The sequence below is a fragment of the Streptomyces sp. BF23-19 genome (genome assembly GCF_041106355.1).
Taxonomy (GTDB): domain Bacteria; phylum Actinomycetota; class Actinomycetes; order Streptomycetales; family Streptomycetaceae; genus Streptomyces; species Streptomyces virginiae_A.
The window spans coordinates 1-15,392 of the sequence record NZ_JBGBPT010000099.1 but is presented as its reverse complement, the minus strand read 5'-3'; the positions used below and the strand labels follow the sequence as shown (position 1 = coordinate 15,392).

Sequence of the window (15,392 nt, the reverse complement as noted above, 5' to 3'; positions counted from 1 at the left end):
GCCACGTGAGGACCCACAGTGAAGGGCGTACCCGACCAGAGGGCGGAAGAGATGAGCTACTCCGTGGGCCAGGTCGCCGGATTCGCCGGAGTGACGGTGCGCACCCTGCACCACTACGACGAGATCGGGCTGCTCTCCCCGAGCGGTCGCAGCCACGCGGGACACCGGCGGTACGACGACGCCGACATGGACCGGCTGCAGCGGATCCTGTTCTACCGGGAGCTCGGCTTCCCCCTCGACGAGGTCGCGGTCCTGCTGGACGACCCGGAGACGGATCCGCAGGAGCATCTGCGCCGGCAGCATGCCCTGCTGACCGACCGGATCGCCCGGCTCCAGCAGATGGCCAAGGCCGTTGAGCACGCCATGGAGGCGAAGAAGATGGGCATCAACCTCACGCCCGAGGAGAGGTTCGAGGTCTTCGGGGACCAGGACCCGGAGCAGTACGCGCAGGAGGTCGAGGAGCGCTGGGGCGACACCGAGGCGTACGCCGAGTCGCAGCGCCGGGCGGCCTCGTACACCAAGGACGACTGGCAGCGGATCCAGGACGAGTCCGCCGACTGGGGCCGCCGGTACGTGGCGGCCATGGAGGCGGGCGAGCCCGCCGACGGCGAGCGCGCGATGGACCTGGCCGAGGAGCACCGCCTGCACATCCACAAGTGGTTCTACGACTGCTCGTACGAGATGCACACGTGCCTCGGCGAGATGTACGTGGCGGACGAGCGGTTCACGGCGTTCTACGACGCGATGAAGCCGGGTCTCGCCGAGCACCTGCGCGACGCGATCCTCGCGAACGGCGTGCGCAAGGTGTAATCGGAATGTCACGCAAGTGACCTCCTCCCGGGCCTGGAACCGGGTGGGGGTCGTGTGCGTTGATAATTGAAACCGCTCCTTCCGCAATACGCCCCCCGATTCCAGGAGAGCCCGGAACCCGTGTATACGCTTGCGCTCGGCGGCCCTGAGTGGCTGTCCCCGGACTATCTGATCTCGCACTTCGGTCTGATCGGCATCCTGGTCATCGTCTTCGCCGAATCGGGACTCTTCGCGTTCCTCCCGGGTGACTCCCTGCTCTTCACGGCGGGCCTGCTGGTCGCGGACGGGCAGTACATCAAGCAGCCGCTGTGGCTGGTGTGCACCCTGATCGTGGCCGCCGCGATCATCGGTGACCAGGTCGGCTACATGATCGGCAAGTTCTTCGGGCCGAAGATCTTCAACCGGCCGAAGTCCAAGCTCTTCAAGCGGGAGAACCTGGACAAGGCGCACGAGTTCATGGACAAGCACGGCCCGAAGGCCATCGTGCTGGCCCGCTTCGTGCCGATCATCCGCACTTTCGCCCCGATGGTCGCGGGCGCCGGCTCGATGAAGTACCGCACCTTCCTGACGTACAACGTCATCGGCGGCATCGGCTGGGGCGCGGGCGTCACGCTCGCCGGCTACTGGCTCGGGCAGATCGAGTTCATCAAGACGAACGTCGAGCCGATCCTGGTCGGCATCGTCCTCATCTCGGTCATCCCGGTGGTCTTCGAGGTGCTGAAGGCCCGCAAGGAGAACAAGGCGAACGGCGGCGCCGAGGCGGCCGAGGCCGCGGCCGACGGCTCCGCCCCCCAGGCCCCGGGCGCGCGCGGCCGCCACGCCAAGCGCTGAGGCCCGCCCGCAGCACCCCGTACGCCCGTACCGCCCCGGAGGCTTACCTGAGGCCCCGGGGCGTACGTGTGCCCGTACGAGGCCGTGTACGGGTGCCCGTACGGGCGGCGGCGGCGCTCAGAAGCCGCGGGTCCGCTTCGCCGCGCGGCGCTTGGCGGCGCTCGTGGCCCCCGGGATGCGCATGAACAGCCGCGAGGCCTCCGAGCCGAGGTTGACCCCGATCGCGATGGCCAGCGCGATGGCCGCGGCGTTCACCAGCGAGCCCAGGCCCTCGTTCAGCCGGTTCTCGGCGATCAGCAGCAGCCCGTAGTACACCGCCGAGCCGGGCAGCAGCGGGCCGATGGCGGCCGTCACGTACGGCAGGGCGGAGGCGAAGCGGTAGCGGGAGAAGAGCTGCCCGAAGAGGCCCACCAGCCCGGCCGCGATGGCCGTGGACGGGACGGGCGGGATGCCCCCCGCGTAGTGCAGGGCCCCGAAGGTGACCCAGGCGACCGCGCCGTTCAGCGTCACGATCAACACGGTGGAGCGTTCCTGCTGGAGCAGGATCGCGAAGGTGAACACCAGCACCATCGAGGCGGCGATCTGGATCAGCGGCCGTTGCTGGATCTGGAGGACCTCCTCCGGCCGCGGCGAGGCGTCGAACTGCAGGCCCACGTAGAGCACCACCAGCACGCCCATGATGATGCCGATGAAGAGGTACATGACCTCCAGCAGGCGGGCCGACGCGGTGATGTAGTAGCCGGTCAGACCGTCCTGCACGGCCGCGACCACGGCCCGTCCCGGCAGCAGCGCGAACAGCCCACCGGTGATCACGGCGGAGGCCTTGACGTCGATCCCCGTCATGTTGAGCGCGACCCCGAGGGCGGCCGGCGGCATCGCGGCGACCACGAACTGGTAGAACTCGGGCAGTCCGCGCCCGGCGCACAGCCAGGCCAGGCGGTCGCCGAGGACCGCGCCGATCGCGGCGGCGAAGAAGACGAGGACCCCGCCGCCGACCAGGGTGGAGGCGGCCCCGGCGAGCAGTCCGGCGGAGGCCGTGAGCATCCAGCCGGGGTACGGGTGCCGGTTGCGGCGGATCTCGGCGAGGCGTCGGTAGGCCTCCTCCAGCGTCACGTCGATCTCGTGGGCGCTGATGTCGTCCACGAGCCGGAACACGGCCGCGAGCCGGTTGTAGTCGGTGCCGCGGCGGCGCACGGTCCGGCTGGCCGAGACCGGGTCGCCCACCAGCGAGGGGTGGTGGGTGATCGACAGCATGGTGAACGTGACGGTCGGCTCGCAGCGGTCCAGCCCATAGGAGCGGGCCACCGCGAACATCGCGGCCTCGACGTCCTCGGCGCCCTCACCGCCCGCGAGCAGCAGCTCGCCGATGCGCAGGGTCAGGTCGAGCACGCGGCCCACGGCGGGCCCGGTCTCGCTGTGGCGCTGCACGAGCTCCGGTACGGGGCGCACGTCGACCGGCATGCGCAGCATCGTGCGCATGCGGTCCTGCCAGGGCGATTCCTTCATCTGCGCGACGGGGAAGCCCTGGCCGGGGGTGTAGGCGGGCGGGGACTGCGCGGCCCGGTAGGTGGCCGGGGCGGCGAAGGCCGACCCCTCGGGCTCGGGCGCCACCGGATCGGCGCCCGCCGGACGGGCGAATTCCGAGGTGGGCTGGTCCTCCTCGAAGACGTCCGGCTCCATGCCGGGCGGCGGCGTGAAGGCGCTGTGCGCCTCGTCGGACTGGGGCTTCCTGTCCTCTGCCCCGTCGGCCTCCGCCACGCGTCCTCCAGTCCGTGATCACCCGGGGTATCAGTATGCGGAATCGTTTCCTCCCGCCGCACACCCAGCGCACGCCCGCCGCACACCCAGCGCCTACCCGCCGTACCGCCGGCGCGCACCCGCCCCACAGCCACCGCATACCCGCAGGCGCCCGCCGCAGCGGCCCGGGAACGCGACAGCGGGCGGCATCCCCGAGGGATACCGCCCGCCATGTCAGGAGAGGCGCGGGGGAGCACCCCGGCCCATCACCGCTGAGCGCGAGCTCAGTGGTGGCCGCCCTGCGCCTCCAGGCGCTTGTACGAGGCCTCGATCTCGGCCTCGGCCTCGGTGCGGCCGACCCAGTTCGCGCCCTCGACGGACTTGCCCGGCTCCAGGTCCTTGTAGACCTCGAAGAAGTGCTGGATCTCCAGGCGGTCGAACTCGGAGACGTGGTGGATGTCGCGCAGGTGCTCGACACGCGGGTCCGAGGCCGGCACGCACAGCAGCTTGTCGTCGCCGCCCGCCTCGTCCGTCATGCGGAACATGCCGATGGCGCGGCACTTGATCAGGCAGCCCGGGAAGGTCGGCTCGTCAAGGATGACCAGCGCGTCCAGCGGGTCGCCGTCCTCGCCGAGGGTGTTCTCGACGAAGCCGTAGTCGGCCGGGTAGCTGGTCGAGGTGAAGAGGCGACGGTCCAGACGGATCCGGCCGGTCTCGTGGTCCACCTCGTACTTGTTCCGCGAACCCTTGGGGATCTCGATGGTGACGTCGAACTCCACGTCCTGCTCCTCCATGATCAGCTGCATTGCTTCGGGACTGCGTCGATCGATCTGCGTGCGCGTCCGTCCCAGCCCTGCCGGGTGGGGTGCCATGCTCGCGGCAAGACGCAGTGGTTAAGTGTCCCTCACGCATATGTGTGATCGCGAAAGGGGCTGGTCCGAGGTGCCATTGGTCAAGACCTGGCAGCTCATCGCAGGGTCGGCCGTCGCCGGCCTCGCCCTGTCGGTGGCAGCGGTGACCGCGGCCGGTCCTTGGGACTCCGGCCAGCGTAAGGCCGAGCGGGACAGAGCCGCCTCCTGGGACCGCACGGGTGGCGCAGATCACGGTGGAGGACCCGGTTCCGGAGCCCTGCCCGAAGCCGCGCCGAGCGCCCCCGGGGTGCTCGGCGCGATCGGCCCCGGCGCCCCGCGCGCACAGAGCGCCCCCGCCGAGCCCGCCTCCGCCGGGGGCCTCGGCGCCGCGCTGAAGCCGCTGCTCGCCGATCCCGCGCTCGGCACCGTCCGTACCGCGTCCGTCGTCGACACCGCCACCGGGCAGGTCCTCTACGAGTCCGGGGCCCGGGACGCGATGACCCCCGCCTCCACCGTCAAGATCGCCACCGCCGCGGCCGTGCTGGCCGCCCTCGGGCCCGAGCACCGGATCAGGACCACCGTCACGCCCGGCGCCGCCCCCGGACAGATCGTCCTGGTCGGCGGCGGCGACCCCTCGCTCACGGCGAAGAAGAAGAGCCCCGCCGGATCCGGCGGCAGCCTCGTCGCCCTCGCCGGTGACACCGCGCAGGCGCTCAAGGCCGCCGGCACCGACACCGTGACCCTCGGATACGACGACAGCCTCTACACCGGCCCCGTCCGCCACCCGATCGGCGGCAACCCCAACATCGCTCCGGTGACCGCCCTGACGGCTGACGAGGGCCGCCCCGACGACTCCACCTCCGGGCCCGTGGACCGCGCCGAGGACCCCTCCCGTGACGCCGCCCGGGCCTTCCGCGCCCTGCTGGCCGAACGCGGCATCAAGGTCACCGGCGAACCGGCGAAGGCCGAGGCCGCCGCCGGCGTCCAGCCGCTGGCCGTCACCCTCTCCACCCCGATCGCCGGGCTCGTCGAGCGGATGCTGACCAACAGCGACAACGACATCGCCGAGGCCCTCGCCCGGCAGACCGCCCTCGCCTCCGGCCGGCCCGCGAGCTTCGAGGGCGCCGAGAAGGCCGTCACCGACCGGCTCACCGCCCTCGGCATCGACACCGCCGGCTCCCGCTTCGCCGACGGCAGCGGTCTGAACCGCGCCGACAAGGTCAGCGCCGGGCTGCTGACCGGGCTCCTCACCAAGGCCGCCGACCCCGGGCGCCCCGAGCTGCGCCCGGTCCTCACCGGCCTGCCCGTCGCCGGTTTCACCGGAACCCTGAAGGCCCGCAACTCCGGCAGTTCCCCGGCCGCCGGCCTGCTCCGCGCCAAGACCGGCACCCTGACCGGGGTGAACTCCCTCTCCGGCACGGTCGTCGACTCCTCCGGCCGACTCCTCGCCTTCGCCTTCCTCACGGCGAACAGCCCCGGCTCCGAGGGCGCGGAGAAGGCCCTCGACAAGCTGGCCGCGGCCGTGGCGACCGCTTCGTAGGGGGTCCGTAGGAGGGCCGGTCCACGTACGGTTGACGCATGACGAGCATCGGTGGTGTGGAGATGGTCGACTGGAACCTCGCGGTGGCGACCGCGACCCGACTGGTACGACCCGGCCCGGAGGTCACCCGGGACGAGGCGCGGGCCGTCGTCGCCGAGCTGCGGCGGCACGCCAGGACCTCGGAACGGCACGTGCGCGAGTTCACCCGGATGATCCCCGAGGGGTCGGCCGTCCCCGACACGCCCGTCCTGGTCGTCGACCGGGCCGGCTGGGTCAAGGCCAACGTCGCCGGATTCCGCGAACTGCTCCAGCCGCTCCTCGGCAAGATGCAGGACCGCCGCGCGGGCGCCACCGGCGGAGCCGTCCTCGGCGCGGTCGGCGGCAAGGTCACCGGCGTCGAACTGGGGATGCTGCTGAGCTTCCTGGCCTCGCGGGTCCTGGGCCAGTACGAGACCTTCGCACCGGTCACCCGGGACCTGCCCGGCGCCGGCGGGGGCCGGCTGCTGCTCGTCGCGCCCAACATCGTGCACGTCGAGCGCGAGCTGGAGGTGCACCCCCACGACTTCCGGCTCTGGGTCTGCCTGCACGAGGAGACGCACCGTACACAGTTCACGGCCGTCCCGTGGCTGCGCGAGCACCTCGAAGGCGAAATCCAGACGTTTCTCGGCGCCACCGAGGTCGACCCGTCCACCGTCCTGGAACGCATCCGCGAGGCCGCCCAGTCCTTCGTGGGCGCCCGCCCCGACGCCGAGCACGGTGACGAGGGACGTTCCCTCGTGGAGCTCGTCCAGACCCCGGAGCAGCGGGAGATCCTGGGTCGGCTGACCGCCGTCATGTCCCTGCTGGAAGGCCACGCCGACTTCGTGATGGACGGGGTCGGCCCGCAGGTGGTGCCCTCCGTCGCCGAGATCCGGGAGAAGTTCCAGCAGCGCCGGGCCAGCGGCGCCGGCCGTCTCGACGCCGCCCTGCGCAAACTGCTGGGCCTCGACGCCAAGCTGCGCCAGTACCGCGACGGCGAGCGCTTCGTCCGCGCCGTCGTCGGCCAGGTCGGCATGGACGGCTTCAACCGGGTGTGGACCTCCCCGAACACACTGCCGACCAAGGCCGAGATCGCCAGCCCCGCCGACTGGGTCGCACGCGTGCACCGCAAGGGGAGCGAACCGAGCGAAGCGGAGTGACTCAAGGGGCGTAAACATGTCTCACTGGGGGAAGCAGCGTCACCCATCCGAGGGACCGTGGGCCGTGGAAGGGCGTGCGATGCTCAGGGAACGGCTCGGTTCTGTCACCATCGACGCACTCTGAGTGACATCCTCCCGTTCCGCGGGGGCAGCCGGGCAGCAGCACCTCAGCACACCACCCCAACGCCTCCGAGGCATCCGAACTCCATCGAAGGGCACCGGACATGGGTCCCCATCCTGCGGTCGCGGCGATACGCCTGGCGGTCCGCCGCGTACTCCACGACGTCCTCACCGATCTCACCGACCACACAGGCAGCCCCGCCGCCCCCCGCCGCGCCGGGGGCTCCCTGCCGCTCGTCCTCGTCGCCTGCTCCGGCGGCGCCGACTCCATGGCGCTCGCCTCCGCCCTCGCCTTCGAGGCCCCCAAGCTCGGCATCCGGGCCGGCGGCATCACCGTCGACCACGGACTGCAGCCCGGCTCCGACCTGCGCGCCGCCGAGGTCGTCACCCGCATGACCGCACTCCGCCTCGACCCGGTGGAGTCCGTCGCCGTGCGCGTCGGCCGCGACGGCGGACCCGAGGCCGCCGCCCGCGACGCCCGCTACGGGGCCCTGGACGAGGCCGCGGACCGACTGGGCGCCGCCGCCGTGCTGCTCGGCCACACCCGGGACGATCAAGCCGAAACCGTCCTGCTGGGCCTGGCCCGCGGCTCCGGCATCCGCTCGCTCTCCGGCATGCCCGAGGTCTCCGGCGGGTCCGCCGGCCGTACCAACCGCTACCGCCGCCCCTTCCTCCAGGTCGACCGGCAGACCGCCCGCAAGGCCTGCATGGTCCAGTCCCTCCCCGTCTGGGACGACCCGCACAACATCGACCCCGCCTACACCCGCTCCCGGCTGCGCCACGAGGGGCTGCCCGCCCTCGAGAAGGCGCTCGGCAAGGGAGTCGTCGAGGCGCTCGCCCGCACCGCGCAGCTCTCCCGCGACGACGCCGACGCCCTGGACGCCTGGGCCGCCGAGGCGGAGACCGGCGTGCGCGACGCGGACGGCCGCCTGGAGTGCGCCAAGCTCTACGCCCTGCCCCCGGCCGTCCGCCGCCGCGTGCTGCGCAGGGCCGTCGTCGCGGCGGGGTCTCCCGCGGGCTCTCTCTTCGCCCGCCACATCGAAGAAGTCGACCGCCTCATCACCGGATGGCGGGGTCAGGGCGCCATCAACCTGCCCGGCCGGGTCGAGGCCCAGCGGCAGGGTGGCAGACTTGTCATCCGGCAGGGCTGATTGGTGCTGAAACACGGCTGAGTCCTCCGGGGTCGCCCCCCGGAGCCCCGGCCGACAACGAAAGTGATGCGGGTGGACGAGAAGGACATGGGCAACGACCTCCAGTCGGTGCTCATCACCAAGGAAGAGATCGACGCGAAGCTGGCCGAGCTGGCCGCGAAGATCGACGCGGAGTACGCGGGCAAGGACCTGCTCATCGTCGGTGTGCTCAAGGGCGCCGTGATGGTGATGGCGGACCTGGCGCGTGCCTTGTCCACCCCGCTCACCATGGACTGGATGGCGGTGTCCTCGTACGGCGCCGGGACCCAGTCCTCCGGTGTGGTGCGGATCCTCAAGGACCTGGACACCGACATCAAGGACAAGCACGTCCTGATCGTCGAGGACATCATCGACTCGGGCCTGACGCTGTCCTGGCTGCTGTCGAACCTGGGCTCCCGCCAGCCGGCCTCCCTGGAGGTCGTCACGCTGCTGCGCAAGCCCGAGGCCGCGAAGGTCGCGATCGACGTGAAGTGGGTCGGCTTCGACATCCCCAACGAGTTCGTCGTGGGCTACGGCCTGGACTACGCGGAGAAGTACCGCAACCTGCCGTTCGTCGGCACGCTCGCCCCGCACGTCTACGGCGGCTGATCCACTCCGGCTTCCGCTCCCGTCCCCGGGAACCCCGCCGAGCCTGTGGGGAACCTGGGGGCGATTCCCGCCGTTGAAGCAGGGGAAGGCGGGTCTGTCAGCCGTCCCACAGGGCCGCGGGTGACAATTCAGGGGTACATTCCGAAGAACAGTCTTTACTCACAGCAGCATTTACCTACGGGCAGGAGGGACGGGACGCCTGGCGTCCCGTATGGATGGACGTGAAGCGATACTTCCGTGGGCCGGTCATGTGGATCGTGCTGGCCGTCCTCGCCGTGGTCGTGTTGATGAATGTCGTCGGCTCCGGCGGCGGCTACAAGTCGGTGGACACCAGCGAGGTCATCAAGGCGATCAACACTGGCCAGGTGGAGACAGCCAAGCTGACCACCGGCGACAGCCAGATGATCAAGATCGAGCTCAAGCAAGGCGAGAAGCTCGGCAAGCACGACGGCACCAAGTTCCAGGCCAACTACATCGGGGATCAGGGCGTCCAGCTCGCCCAGAGCCTCCAGACCAAGTACGACGCCGGTCAGATCCCGGACGGGTACTCCGTCACTCCGGACAAGACCAGCCCGTTCCTGAGCGTGCTGCTCTCGCTCCTGCCCTTCGTGCTCATCGTCGTTGTCTTCCTGTTCCTGATGAACCAGATGCAGGGCGGCGGCTCCCGAGTCATGAACTTCGGGAAGTCCAAGGCCAAGCTCATCACCAAGGACACCCCGAAGACCACGTTCGCCGATGTCGCGGGCGCGGACGAGGCCGTCGAGGAACTCCACGAGATCAAGGAGTTCCTCCAGGAGCCGGCGAAGTTCCAGGCCGTCGGCGCCAAGATCCCCAAGGGTGTGCTGCTGTACGGCCCGCCCGGCACCGGCAAGACCCTGCTGGCGCGTGCCGTCGCGGGCGAGGCCGGCGTCCCCTTCTACTCGATCTCCGGTTCCGACTTCGTCGAGATGTTCGTCGGTGTCGGTGCCTCGCGTGTCCGTGACCTGTTCGAACAGGCCAAGGCCAACGCTCCGGCGATCGTCTTCGTCGACGAGATCGACGCCGTCGGCCGGCACCGCGGTGCGGGTCTCGGCGGCGGTCACGACGAGCGCGAGCAGACCCTCAACCAGCTGCTGGTCGAGATGGACGGCTTCGACGTGAAGGGCGGCGTCATCCTGATCGCCGCCACGAACCGTCCGGACATCCTCGACCCGGCGCTGCTGCGCCCGGGCCGCTTCGACCGGCAGATCGCGGTCGACCGTCCGGACATGCAGGGCCGTCTGGAGATCCTCAAGGTCCACCAGAAGGGCAAGCCGGTCGCCCCGGACGTCGACCTGGGCGCGGTCGCCCGTCGCACGCCCGGCTTCACCGGTGCCGATCTCTCCAACGTCCTGAACGAGGCCGCGCTGCTCACGGCCCGCTCGGACAAGAAGCTGGTCGACAACCACGCGCTGGACGAGGCGATCGACCGGGTCGTGGCGGGTCCGCAGAAGCGGACCCGGATCATGTCGGACCGGGAGAAGAAGATCACCGCGTACCACGAGGGCGGACACGCCCTGGTCGCGGCGGCCTCCCCGAACTCCGACCCGGTCCACAAGATCACGATCCTGTCCCGTGGTCGGGCCCTGGGTTACACCATGGTCCTGCCCGACGAGGACAAGTACTCGACCACGCGCAACGAGATGCTCGACCAGCTGGCGTACATGCTGGGCGGGCGCGCGGCGGAGGAGCTGGTCTTCCACGACCCGACCACCGGCGCGGCGAACGACATCGAGAAGGCCACCGCCACGGCGCGGGCCATGGTCACGCAGTACGGCATGACCGAGCGTCTCGGTGCGATCAAGTTCGGCGGCGACAACACCGAGCCGTTCCTGGGCCGCGAGATGTCGCACCCGCGGGACTACTCGGAAGAGGTCGCGGCGCTGGTCGACGAAGAGGTCAAGAAGCTCATCGAGACCGCGCACAACGAGGCCTGGGAGATCCTGGTCGAGAACCGCGACGTCCTCGACAACCTGGTCCTCGCGCTGCTGGAGAAGGAGACGCTGAACAAGGAGCAGATCGCCGAGATCTTCTCGACGATCGTGAAGCGTCCGGCCCGTCCCGCGTGGACCGGCTCCTCCCGCCGCACCCCCTCCACCCGTCCGCCGGTGCTCTCTCCCAAGGAGCTCCAGCTGACGAACTCGGCGAACGGCACGTCGGCCACCTCCCTGCCGGTCTCCACGGAGAAGGGCATCGAAGTGGCTCCGGAGGACCGCCCCGAGTAACCGGCGGCTCGACCCACCCGGAATGGAAGCCGCGCCCCCCAGGTTCTAGCCTGGGGGGCGCGGCCCATTTGTACGACCGCGTGTGCGGACAGGAACGAGGATGAAATGACCGACCCAGTGACCTTGACCGGTGACGAGGGCACGATCGGCGTGTTCGACGAGAAGCGCGCCGAGGCGGCGGTCCGTGAGCTCCTGATCGCGGTCGGCGAGGACCCGGACCGTGAGGGCCTCCTGGAGACCCCGGCGCGCGTGGCGCGGTCGTACCGGGAGATATTCGCCGGGCTGTACCAGAAGCCCGAAGAGGTCCTGACGACGACGTTCGACCTGGGCCACGACGAGATGGTCCTGGTGAAGGACATCGAGGTCATGTCGAGCTGTGAGCACCACCTGGTTCCGTTCCACGGCGTGGCCCACGTGGGCTACATCCCGTCCACCGACGGCAAGATCACCGGTCTGTCGAAGCTGGCCCGCCTCGTGGACGTGTTCGCCCGCCGTCCGCAGGTGCAGGAGCGGCTGACCACGCAGATCGCGGACTCCCTGATGGAGATCCTGGACCCGCGCGGGGTGATCGTGGTCATCGAGTGCGAGCACATGTGCATGACCATGCGCGGGGTCCGCAAGCCCGGCGCGAAGACCATCACCTCGGCGGTCCGCGGCCAGCTCCGCGACCCCGCCACCCGTAACGAGGCCATGAGCCTGATCATGGCCCGCTGAGCCGGTGACGGGGCGGGACGGCTGGGAGCCGCTGAGCGAGGACGTCCGGCGGACCTTGGAGCTGCTGCTGGCGGGGGAGCCGGACGGCCAACGGCGCTTCCGGGACCAGATCCCGCACACCCGGATGCACGCGAGCGACTGCGCGTGTCCGTGCGTGTATCTGCGCGTGGACACGGAAGCCGTGGTGGCGGTGCCGATGGACAGGCGGATGGCCGTCGTCGCGGGGGCTTCCCTCTGTGGCGCCGACGGTGGCTACGACGGCGAGGTGAGCCTCTTCGCGGCCGACGGGGCCCTCGCGGACCTTCAGTTCTGCGACTGGGAGGACAACGGGCCGGGCGGCCGCAGGCTGTGGGAGTGGTTGGGGCACGTCCACCCCATGTAGGCCGGTCCGCCCCGGGGCCCAGGCCCCGGGCCCCGGGCTAGGCCTTGGCCGGGGCCTTGGTCGGGTCCTCGTCCTCCGGGAGCTTCAGGACGTGCTCCAGGAAGAGGGCCGCGGCGATGACCGCCACACCCGCCAGGACCGAGAAGCCGGCGTACCAGGCCTGGTCGCGGCGGGCGGGGACGTCGAGGGCGTCGGTCAGCAGGAAGACGCCCACACCGCCGTACATGCCCGCCACCAGCGCCGCCACGAGGGCACTGGCCTGCCCGAAGACCACCGCGCGGGCCGCCATCAGCGGCTCCACGCCCTTGGCGCCCGGGCGGCGCTCACGCTGGGCCTTGAGGCGGGCCCGCATGGACAGGGCCGTGGCCAGCAGCACCGCCGCGATGACGCCCAGGACGATCGGCGCGGCCAGCGGAACGCCCGGCAGGGTGCCGTAGGCGTTCCACAGGCGCGCGCCCGCCCAGGACAGGATCCCGGCGACCACGAAGATGCCCGCCAGGACCGCCGGCCTCAGTTGCTTCACTTGCCTGTTCCCCACTTTCAGCGAGTAGCCGTGAACAGGCTAACGACTACTCGGGGAGGTGGAGTTCCAGGTCGGGGCGCGGCGTCACGCCGACCAGGCCGATTTCGGCCAGCAGCGCGGTGACCGGGCCGCGGCCCGGGATCTGGGCCTCCGGGTCGATGTCGTGCCAGGGGGCCAGCACGAAGGCACGCTGGTGGGCGCGCGGGTGCGGGAGGGTGAGGACCGGGTCGTCGGAGACGCGGTCGGCGTACGCGACGATGTCCACGTCGATCGTGCGCGGGCCCCAGCGCTCCTCGCGGACGCGGTCGAACGCCTCCTCGACGGCGTGCGCGCGCTCCAGGAGCGAGGACGGCGGCAGGGTGGTCTTCACGGCGACGACCGCGTTGAGGTACGAGGGCTGCGAGCCGGGCTCGACGCCCCACGGCTCGGTCTCGTAGACGGGGGAGACGGCCTTGACCCGCATGCCGGGGGTGTCGCCGAGGGCGTCGATGGCGCCCTGCAGGGTCTCCAGCCGGTTGCCGAGGTTCGCACCGAGCGCGATCACGGCCCATTTGGGGTTGGACAGGGTCACGTCCGCCGCGTCGACCGTCTCGACGACGGAGGCGGGTACGGGCTGGACGGTGGGGTCGCTCTGAGCGTTCAGTGCGTTGTTCATGCGCGGCTCCGGGTGATCGTGATGGTCACGTCGTCGAAGGGGACGGTGATGGGCGCGTCCGGCTTGTGGACGACGACCTCCACCTGCGCCACCGCTTCGTGCTTGAGGCACTGCTGGGCGATCCGCTCGGCCAGGGTTTCGATGAGGTCGACGGGCTCACCCTGGACCACGTCGACGACTTCCTCGGCGACTACCCCGTAATGCACGGTCTTAGCCAGGTCGTCTCCGGCCGCCGCGGGGCGGGTGTCGAGGTGCAGCACGAGGTCGACGATGAAGGTCTGGCCTTCCTCGCGTTCCCGGGGGAAGACGCCGTGGTGCCCGCGAGCCTTGAGGCCGCGCAGCGCGACACGATCCACGCGAATCACTCCTGCTTTCGTAGGTGCTTCCGGTCCCGGGACTCCCCAGGGCCATGGCTGCGCCGAGTGCGGTCGGCGTCGTCCGTCTTCGAATTTACCTGCGAAATACTCCGGATCCCGCCGGAGGGGTCAGGAGGCGTCCTCGTCCTCGTCGTCGTCGGACTCCGTGAGGACGGGAGAACCGTGGTGGGACCAGAGCCGCCAGCCCTCGGATGTGCGTCGGAACACATTCGTCGCGACGACGAGCTGACCGACGAGCGGGCCGAGTTCCCCGCCGTCCTCGGCGGGGCCGCCGCTGAGGATGTTCTCCGTACACGTCACCAGGGCGGTATCACCTATTACGGCCACTTTGGTGTCGGTGAGGAAGAACTGGATGTAGTCGGTGTGCGACATGATCAGCGCGTACGAGCGCAGGACCTCGCCACGGCCCGAGAGCACCGGCCAGCCGGGGTGGACGCAGGAGATCTCGTCCTCCAGCCAGAGCGCCGACAGTGAGTCGAAGTCCCCCCGCTCCATTGCCTCGTAGAAGGCCGTGTTGACCTCTTCGACCGCCTCGATGTCGGTTCTGCTCACGGTGCTCCTTGTCGGTGGGTGAGGATCAGAGTGCCCCTTCGACGGCGCGGGCCACCCGTACGGCGTCCGCGGTCGCCCGTACCTCGTGCACCCGCACGGCCCAGGCGCCCTGGTGGGCGGCGATCGCGGAGACGGCGGCCGTGGCGGCGTCCCGTTCGCGGGCGGGCGGCGGGGTGGTGTCGGCGCCGCCGGCCAGGACCCGGCCGAGGAAACGCTTCCTCGACGCGGCGACCAGCAGCGGGAAGCCGAGCGCGCGCAGCTCGGGCAGGTGGGCCACGAGGGCCAGGTCGTGCTCGGCGTTCTTGGCGAAGCCCAGCCCGGGGTCGACGACGATCCGCTCGGGGGCGATCCCGCCGGCCACGACCGCGTCGATCCGGGCCCGCAGCTCGGCGGTGACCTCGCCGACCACGTCCTCGTAGACGGCGAGGCTGTTCATGCCGGCGCTGAAGCCGCGCCAGTGCATCACCACGAACGGCACCTCGGCGGCGGCGACGGCCGGAATCATCCCGGGGTCGGCGAGGCCGCCGCTGACGTCGTTGACCAGGGCCGCGCCGGCTTCGACGGCCCGGGCGGCGACGACGGCGCGCATGGTGTCGACGGAGACGGTGACGCCTTCGGAGGCCAGGCCCCGCACCACGGGAACGACCCGGCGCAGCTCCTCCTCCTCGTCGACGCGGGAGGCACCGGGGCGGGTGGACTCGCCGCCGACGTCGACGAGGTCGGCGCCGTGCTCGACGAGGTCGAGGCCACGCTTGACCGCGGCGGTGGTGTCGAACCAGCGACCGCCGTCGGAGAAGGAGTCGGGGGTGACGTTGACGACGCCCATGACCGCGCAGCGGTCCCAGTCCGGCAGACCTGCGACCCGGCCCCTGCCGGTGGCTCCGCGCTTCGTGTTCATAGGTCCAAGGGTAGGGCTGACCTGGATACGACAGGGCCCCGGCGCCCTTGCCCGCGCCGGGCGGTACGAGGGTGCCGGGGCCCGTGCGGGGTCGACGTGCGGGGACTGCTCCGGATCCGCGGCCGGGCTCCCGGCCGGTGGGCCGGCCGGTGGCCCGAGCGGCGGTCCGGCCTGTCGCCCCGCGCGGCGCCCACCGGCGGTCG

15 protein-coding genes and 1 pseudogene are annotated in these 15,392 nt (G+C 71.0%); 9 read left to right on the top strand and 7 right to left on the bottom strand.

Annotation, left to right across the window (positions count from 1 at the left end; translation table 11 throughout):
• Positions 1-51 precede the first annotated feature (51 nt).
• Positions 52-810, top strand: a complete 759-nt coding sequence (locus tag AB8A24_RS37265) for a MerR family transcriptional regulator (protein ID WP_369478698.1) — start codon at positions 52-54, stop codon at positions 808-810.
• Positions 811-930: 120 nt separating this feature from the next.
• Positions 931-1,551, top strand: a pseudogene (locus tag AB8A24_RS37260) (DedA family protein); the annotation flags it as partial.
• A gap of 207 nt (positions 1,552-1,758) precedes the next feature.
• Here AB8A24_RS37260 and AB8A24_RS37255 read toward each other — a convergent pair.
• Both AB8A24_RS37255 and AB8A24_RS37250 read right to left on the bottom strand, forming a co-directional pair.
• Positions 1,759-3,399, bottom strand: a complete 1,641-nt coding sequence (locus tag AB8A24_RS37255; RefSeq protein ID WP_369478697.1) for a threonine/serine exporter ThrE family protein — start codon at positions 3,397-3,399, stop codon at positions 1,759-1,761.
• 263 nt (positions 3,400-3,662) lie between these two features.
• On the bottom strand, positions 3,663-4,157 hold the full coding sequence (locus AB8A24_RS37250) for an inorganic diphosphatase (protein ID WP_008742522.1): 495 nt from the start codon (positions 4,155-4,157) through the stop codon (positions 3,663-3,665).
• Positions 4,158-4,320: 163 nt separating this feature from the next.
• Between AB8A24_RS37250 and dacB the strand changes: the two genes are divergently transcribed.
• From dacB to AB8A24_RS37215, 7 genes are all read left to right on the top strand, one after another.
• Complete coding sequence (gene dacB / locus AB8A24_RS37245; protein ID WP_328962249.1) at positions 4,321-5,769, top strand: D-alanyl-D-alanine carboxypeptidase/D-alanyl-D-alanine-endopeptidase; 1,449 nt, start codon at positions 4,321-4,323, stop codon at positions 5,767-5,769.
• A 38-nt stretch (positions 5,770-5,807) separates the two neighbouring features.
• Entirely contained in the window at positions 5,808-6,947 is a 1,140-nt protein-coding gene (locus AB8A24_RS37240; RefSeq protein ID WP_369478696.1) for a zinc-dependent metalloprotease, read from the top strand.
• A 224-nt stretch (positions 6,948-7,171) separates the two neighbouring features.
• Positions 7,172-8,218 carry a tRNA lysidine(34) synthetase TilS gene (gene tilS, locus AB8A24_RS37235; RefSeq protein WP_266382129.1) on the top strand — a complete coding sequence of 349 codons (1,047 nt, stop codon included), beginning with the start codon at positions 7,172-7,174 and terminating at the stop codon, positions 8,216-8,218.
• A 66-nt stretch (positions 8,219-8,284) separates the two neighbouring features.
• Positions 8,285-8,845, top strand: a complete 561-nt coding sequence (hpt, locus tag AB8A24_RS37230; protein WP_030010907.1) for a hypoxanthine phosphoribosyltransferase — start codon at positions 8,285-8,287, stop codon at positions 8,843-8,845.
• Positions 8,846-9,060: 215 nt separating this feature from the next.
• Entirely contained in the window at positions 9,061-11,088 is a 2,028-nt protein-coding gene (gene ftsH / locus AB8A24_RS37225; RefSeq protein WP_369478695.1) for an ATP-dependent zinc metalloprotease FtsH, read from the top strand.
• A 105-nt stretch (positions 11,089-11,193) separates the two neighbouring features.
• Positions 11,194-11,802, top strand: coding sequence for a GTP cyclohydrolase I FolE (folE, locus tag AB8A24_RS37220; RefSeq protein ID WP_030756162.1), 609 nt, complete (start codon positions 11,194-11,196; stop codon positions 11,800-11,802).
• A gap of 4 nt (positions 11,803-11,806) precedes the next feature.
• The gene (locus tag AB8A24_RS37215) at positions 11,807-12,184 is read left to right on the top strand and encodes a hypothetical protein (RefSeq protein WP_369478694.1); all 378 of its coding nucleotides are present in this window, start codon (positions 11,807-11,809) and stop codon (positions 12,182-12,184) included.
• A gap of 37 nt (positions 12,185-12,221) precedes the next feature.
• Here the strand turns inward: AB8A24_RS37215 and AB8A24_RS37210 are convergent, their stop codons facing one another.
• The 5 genes from AB8A24_RS37210 to folP form a co-directional block, all read right to left on the bottom strand.
• A complete protein-coding gene (locus AB8A24_RS37210) occupies positions 12,222-12,707 on the bottom strand; it encodes a DUF3180 domain-containing protein (RefSeq protein WP_030726953.1) in 486 nt (161 codons plus the stop codon).
• Positions 12,708-12,753: 46 nt separating this feature from the next.
• On the bottom strand, positions 12,754-13,362 hold the full coding sequence (gene folK / locus AB8A24_RS37205; RefSeq protein WP_033219222.1) for a 2-amino-4-hydroxy-6-hydroxymethyldihydropteridine diphosphokinase: 609 nt from the start codon (positions 13,360-13,362) through the stop codon (positions 12,754-12,756).
• Entirely contained in the window at positions 13,359-13,718 is a 360-nt protein-coding gene (gene folB, locus AB8A24_RS37200; RefSeq protein ID WP_030010912.1) for a dihydroneopterin aldolase, read from the bottom strand. The genes folK and folB overlap by 4 nt, the downstream gene beginning before the upstream one ends.
• 129 nt (positions 13,719-13,847) lie before the next feature.
• The gene (locus AB8A24_RS37195) at positions 13,848-14,291 is read right to left on the bottom strand and encodes a nuclear transport factor 2 family protein (protein WP_266483259.1); all 444 of its coding nucleotides are present in this window, start codon (positions 14,289-14,291) and stop codon (positions 13,848-13,850) included.
• A gap of 25 nt (positions 14,292-14,316) precedes the next feature.
• On the bottom strand, positions 14,317-15,189 hold the full coding sequence (gene folP / locus AB8A24_RS37190) for a dihydropteroate synthase (protein WP_030726969.1): 873 nt from the start codon (positions 15,187-15,189) through the stop codon (positions 14,317-14,319).
• Positions 15,190-15,392: the final 203 nt, after the last annotated feature.

Bases quoted from the DNA above. Each gene is read 5' to 3' on its own strand.
- AB8A24_RS37265 (WP_369478698.1), top strand. From the start codon at position 52: ATGAGCTACTCCGTGGGCCAGGTCGCCGGATTCGCCGGAGTGACGGTG.
- AB8A24_RS37240 (WP_369478696.1), top strand. From the start codon at position 5,808: ATGACGAGCATCGGTGGTGTGGAGATGGTCGACTGGAACCTCGCGGTG.
- tilS (WP_266382129.1), top strand. From the start codon at position 7,172: ATGGGTCCCCATCCTGCGGTCGCGGCGATACGCCTGGCGGTCCGCCGC.
- hpt (WP_030010907.1), top strand. From the start codon at position 8,285: ATGCGGGTGGACGAGAAGGACATGGGCAACGACCTCCAGTCGGTGCTC.
- ftsH (WP_369478695.1), top strand. From the start codon at position 9,061: ATGGACGTGAAGCGATACTTCCGTGGGCCGGTCATGTGGATCGTGCTG.
- folE (WP_030756162.1), top strand. From the start codon at position 11,194: ATGACCGACCCAGTGACCTTGACCGGTGACGAGGGCACGATCGGCGTG.
- folK (WP_033219222.1), bottom strand. From the start codon at position 13,362: ATGAACAACGCACTGAACGCTCAGAGCGACCCCACCGTCCAGCCCGTA.
- folP (WP_030726969.1), bottom strand. From the start codon at position 15,189: ATGAACACGAAGCGCGGAGCCACCGGCAGGGGCCGGGTCGCAGGTCTG.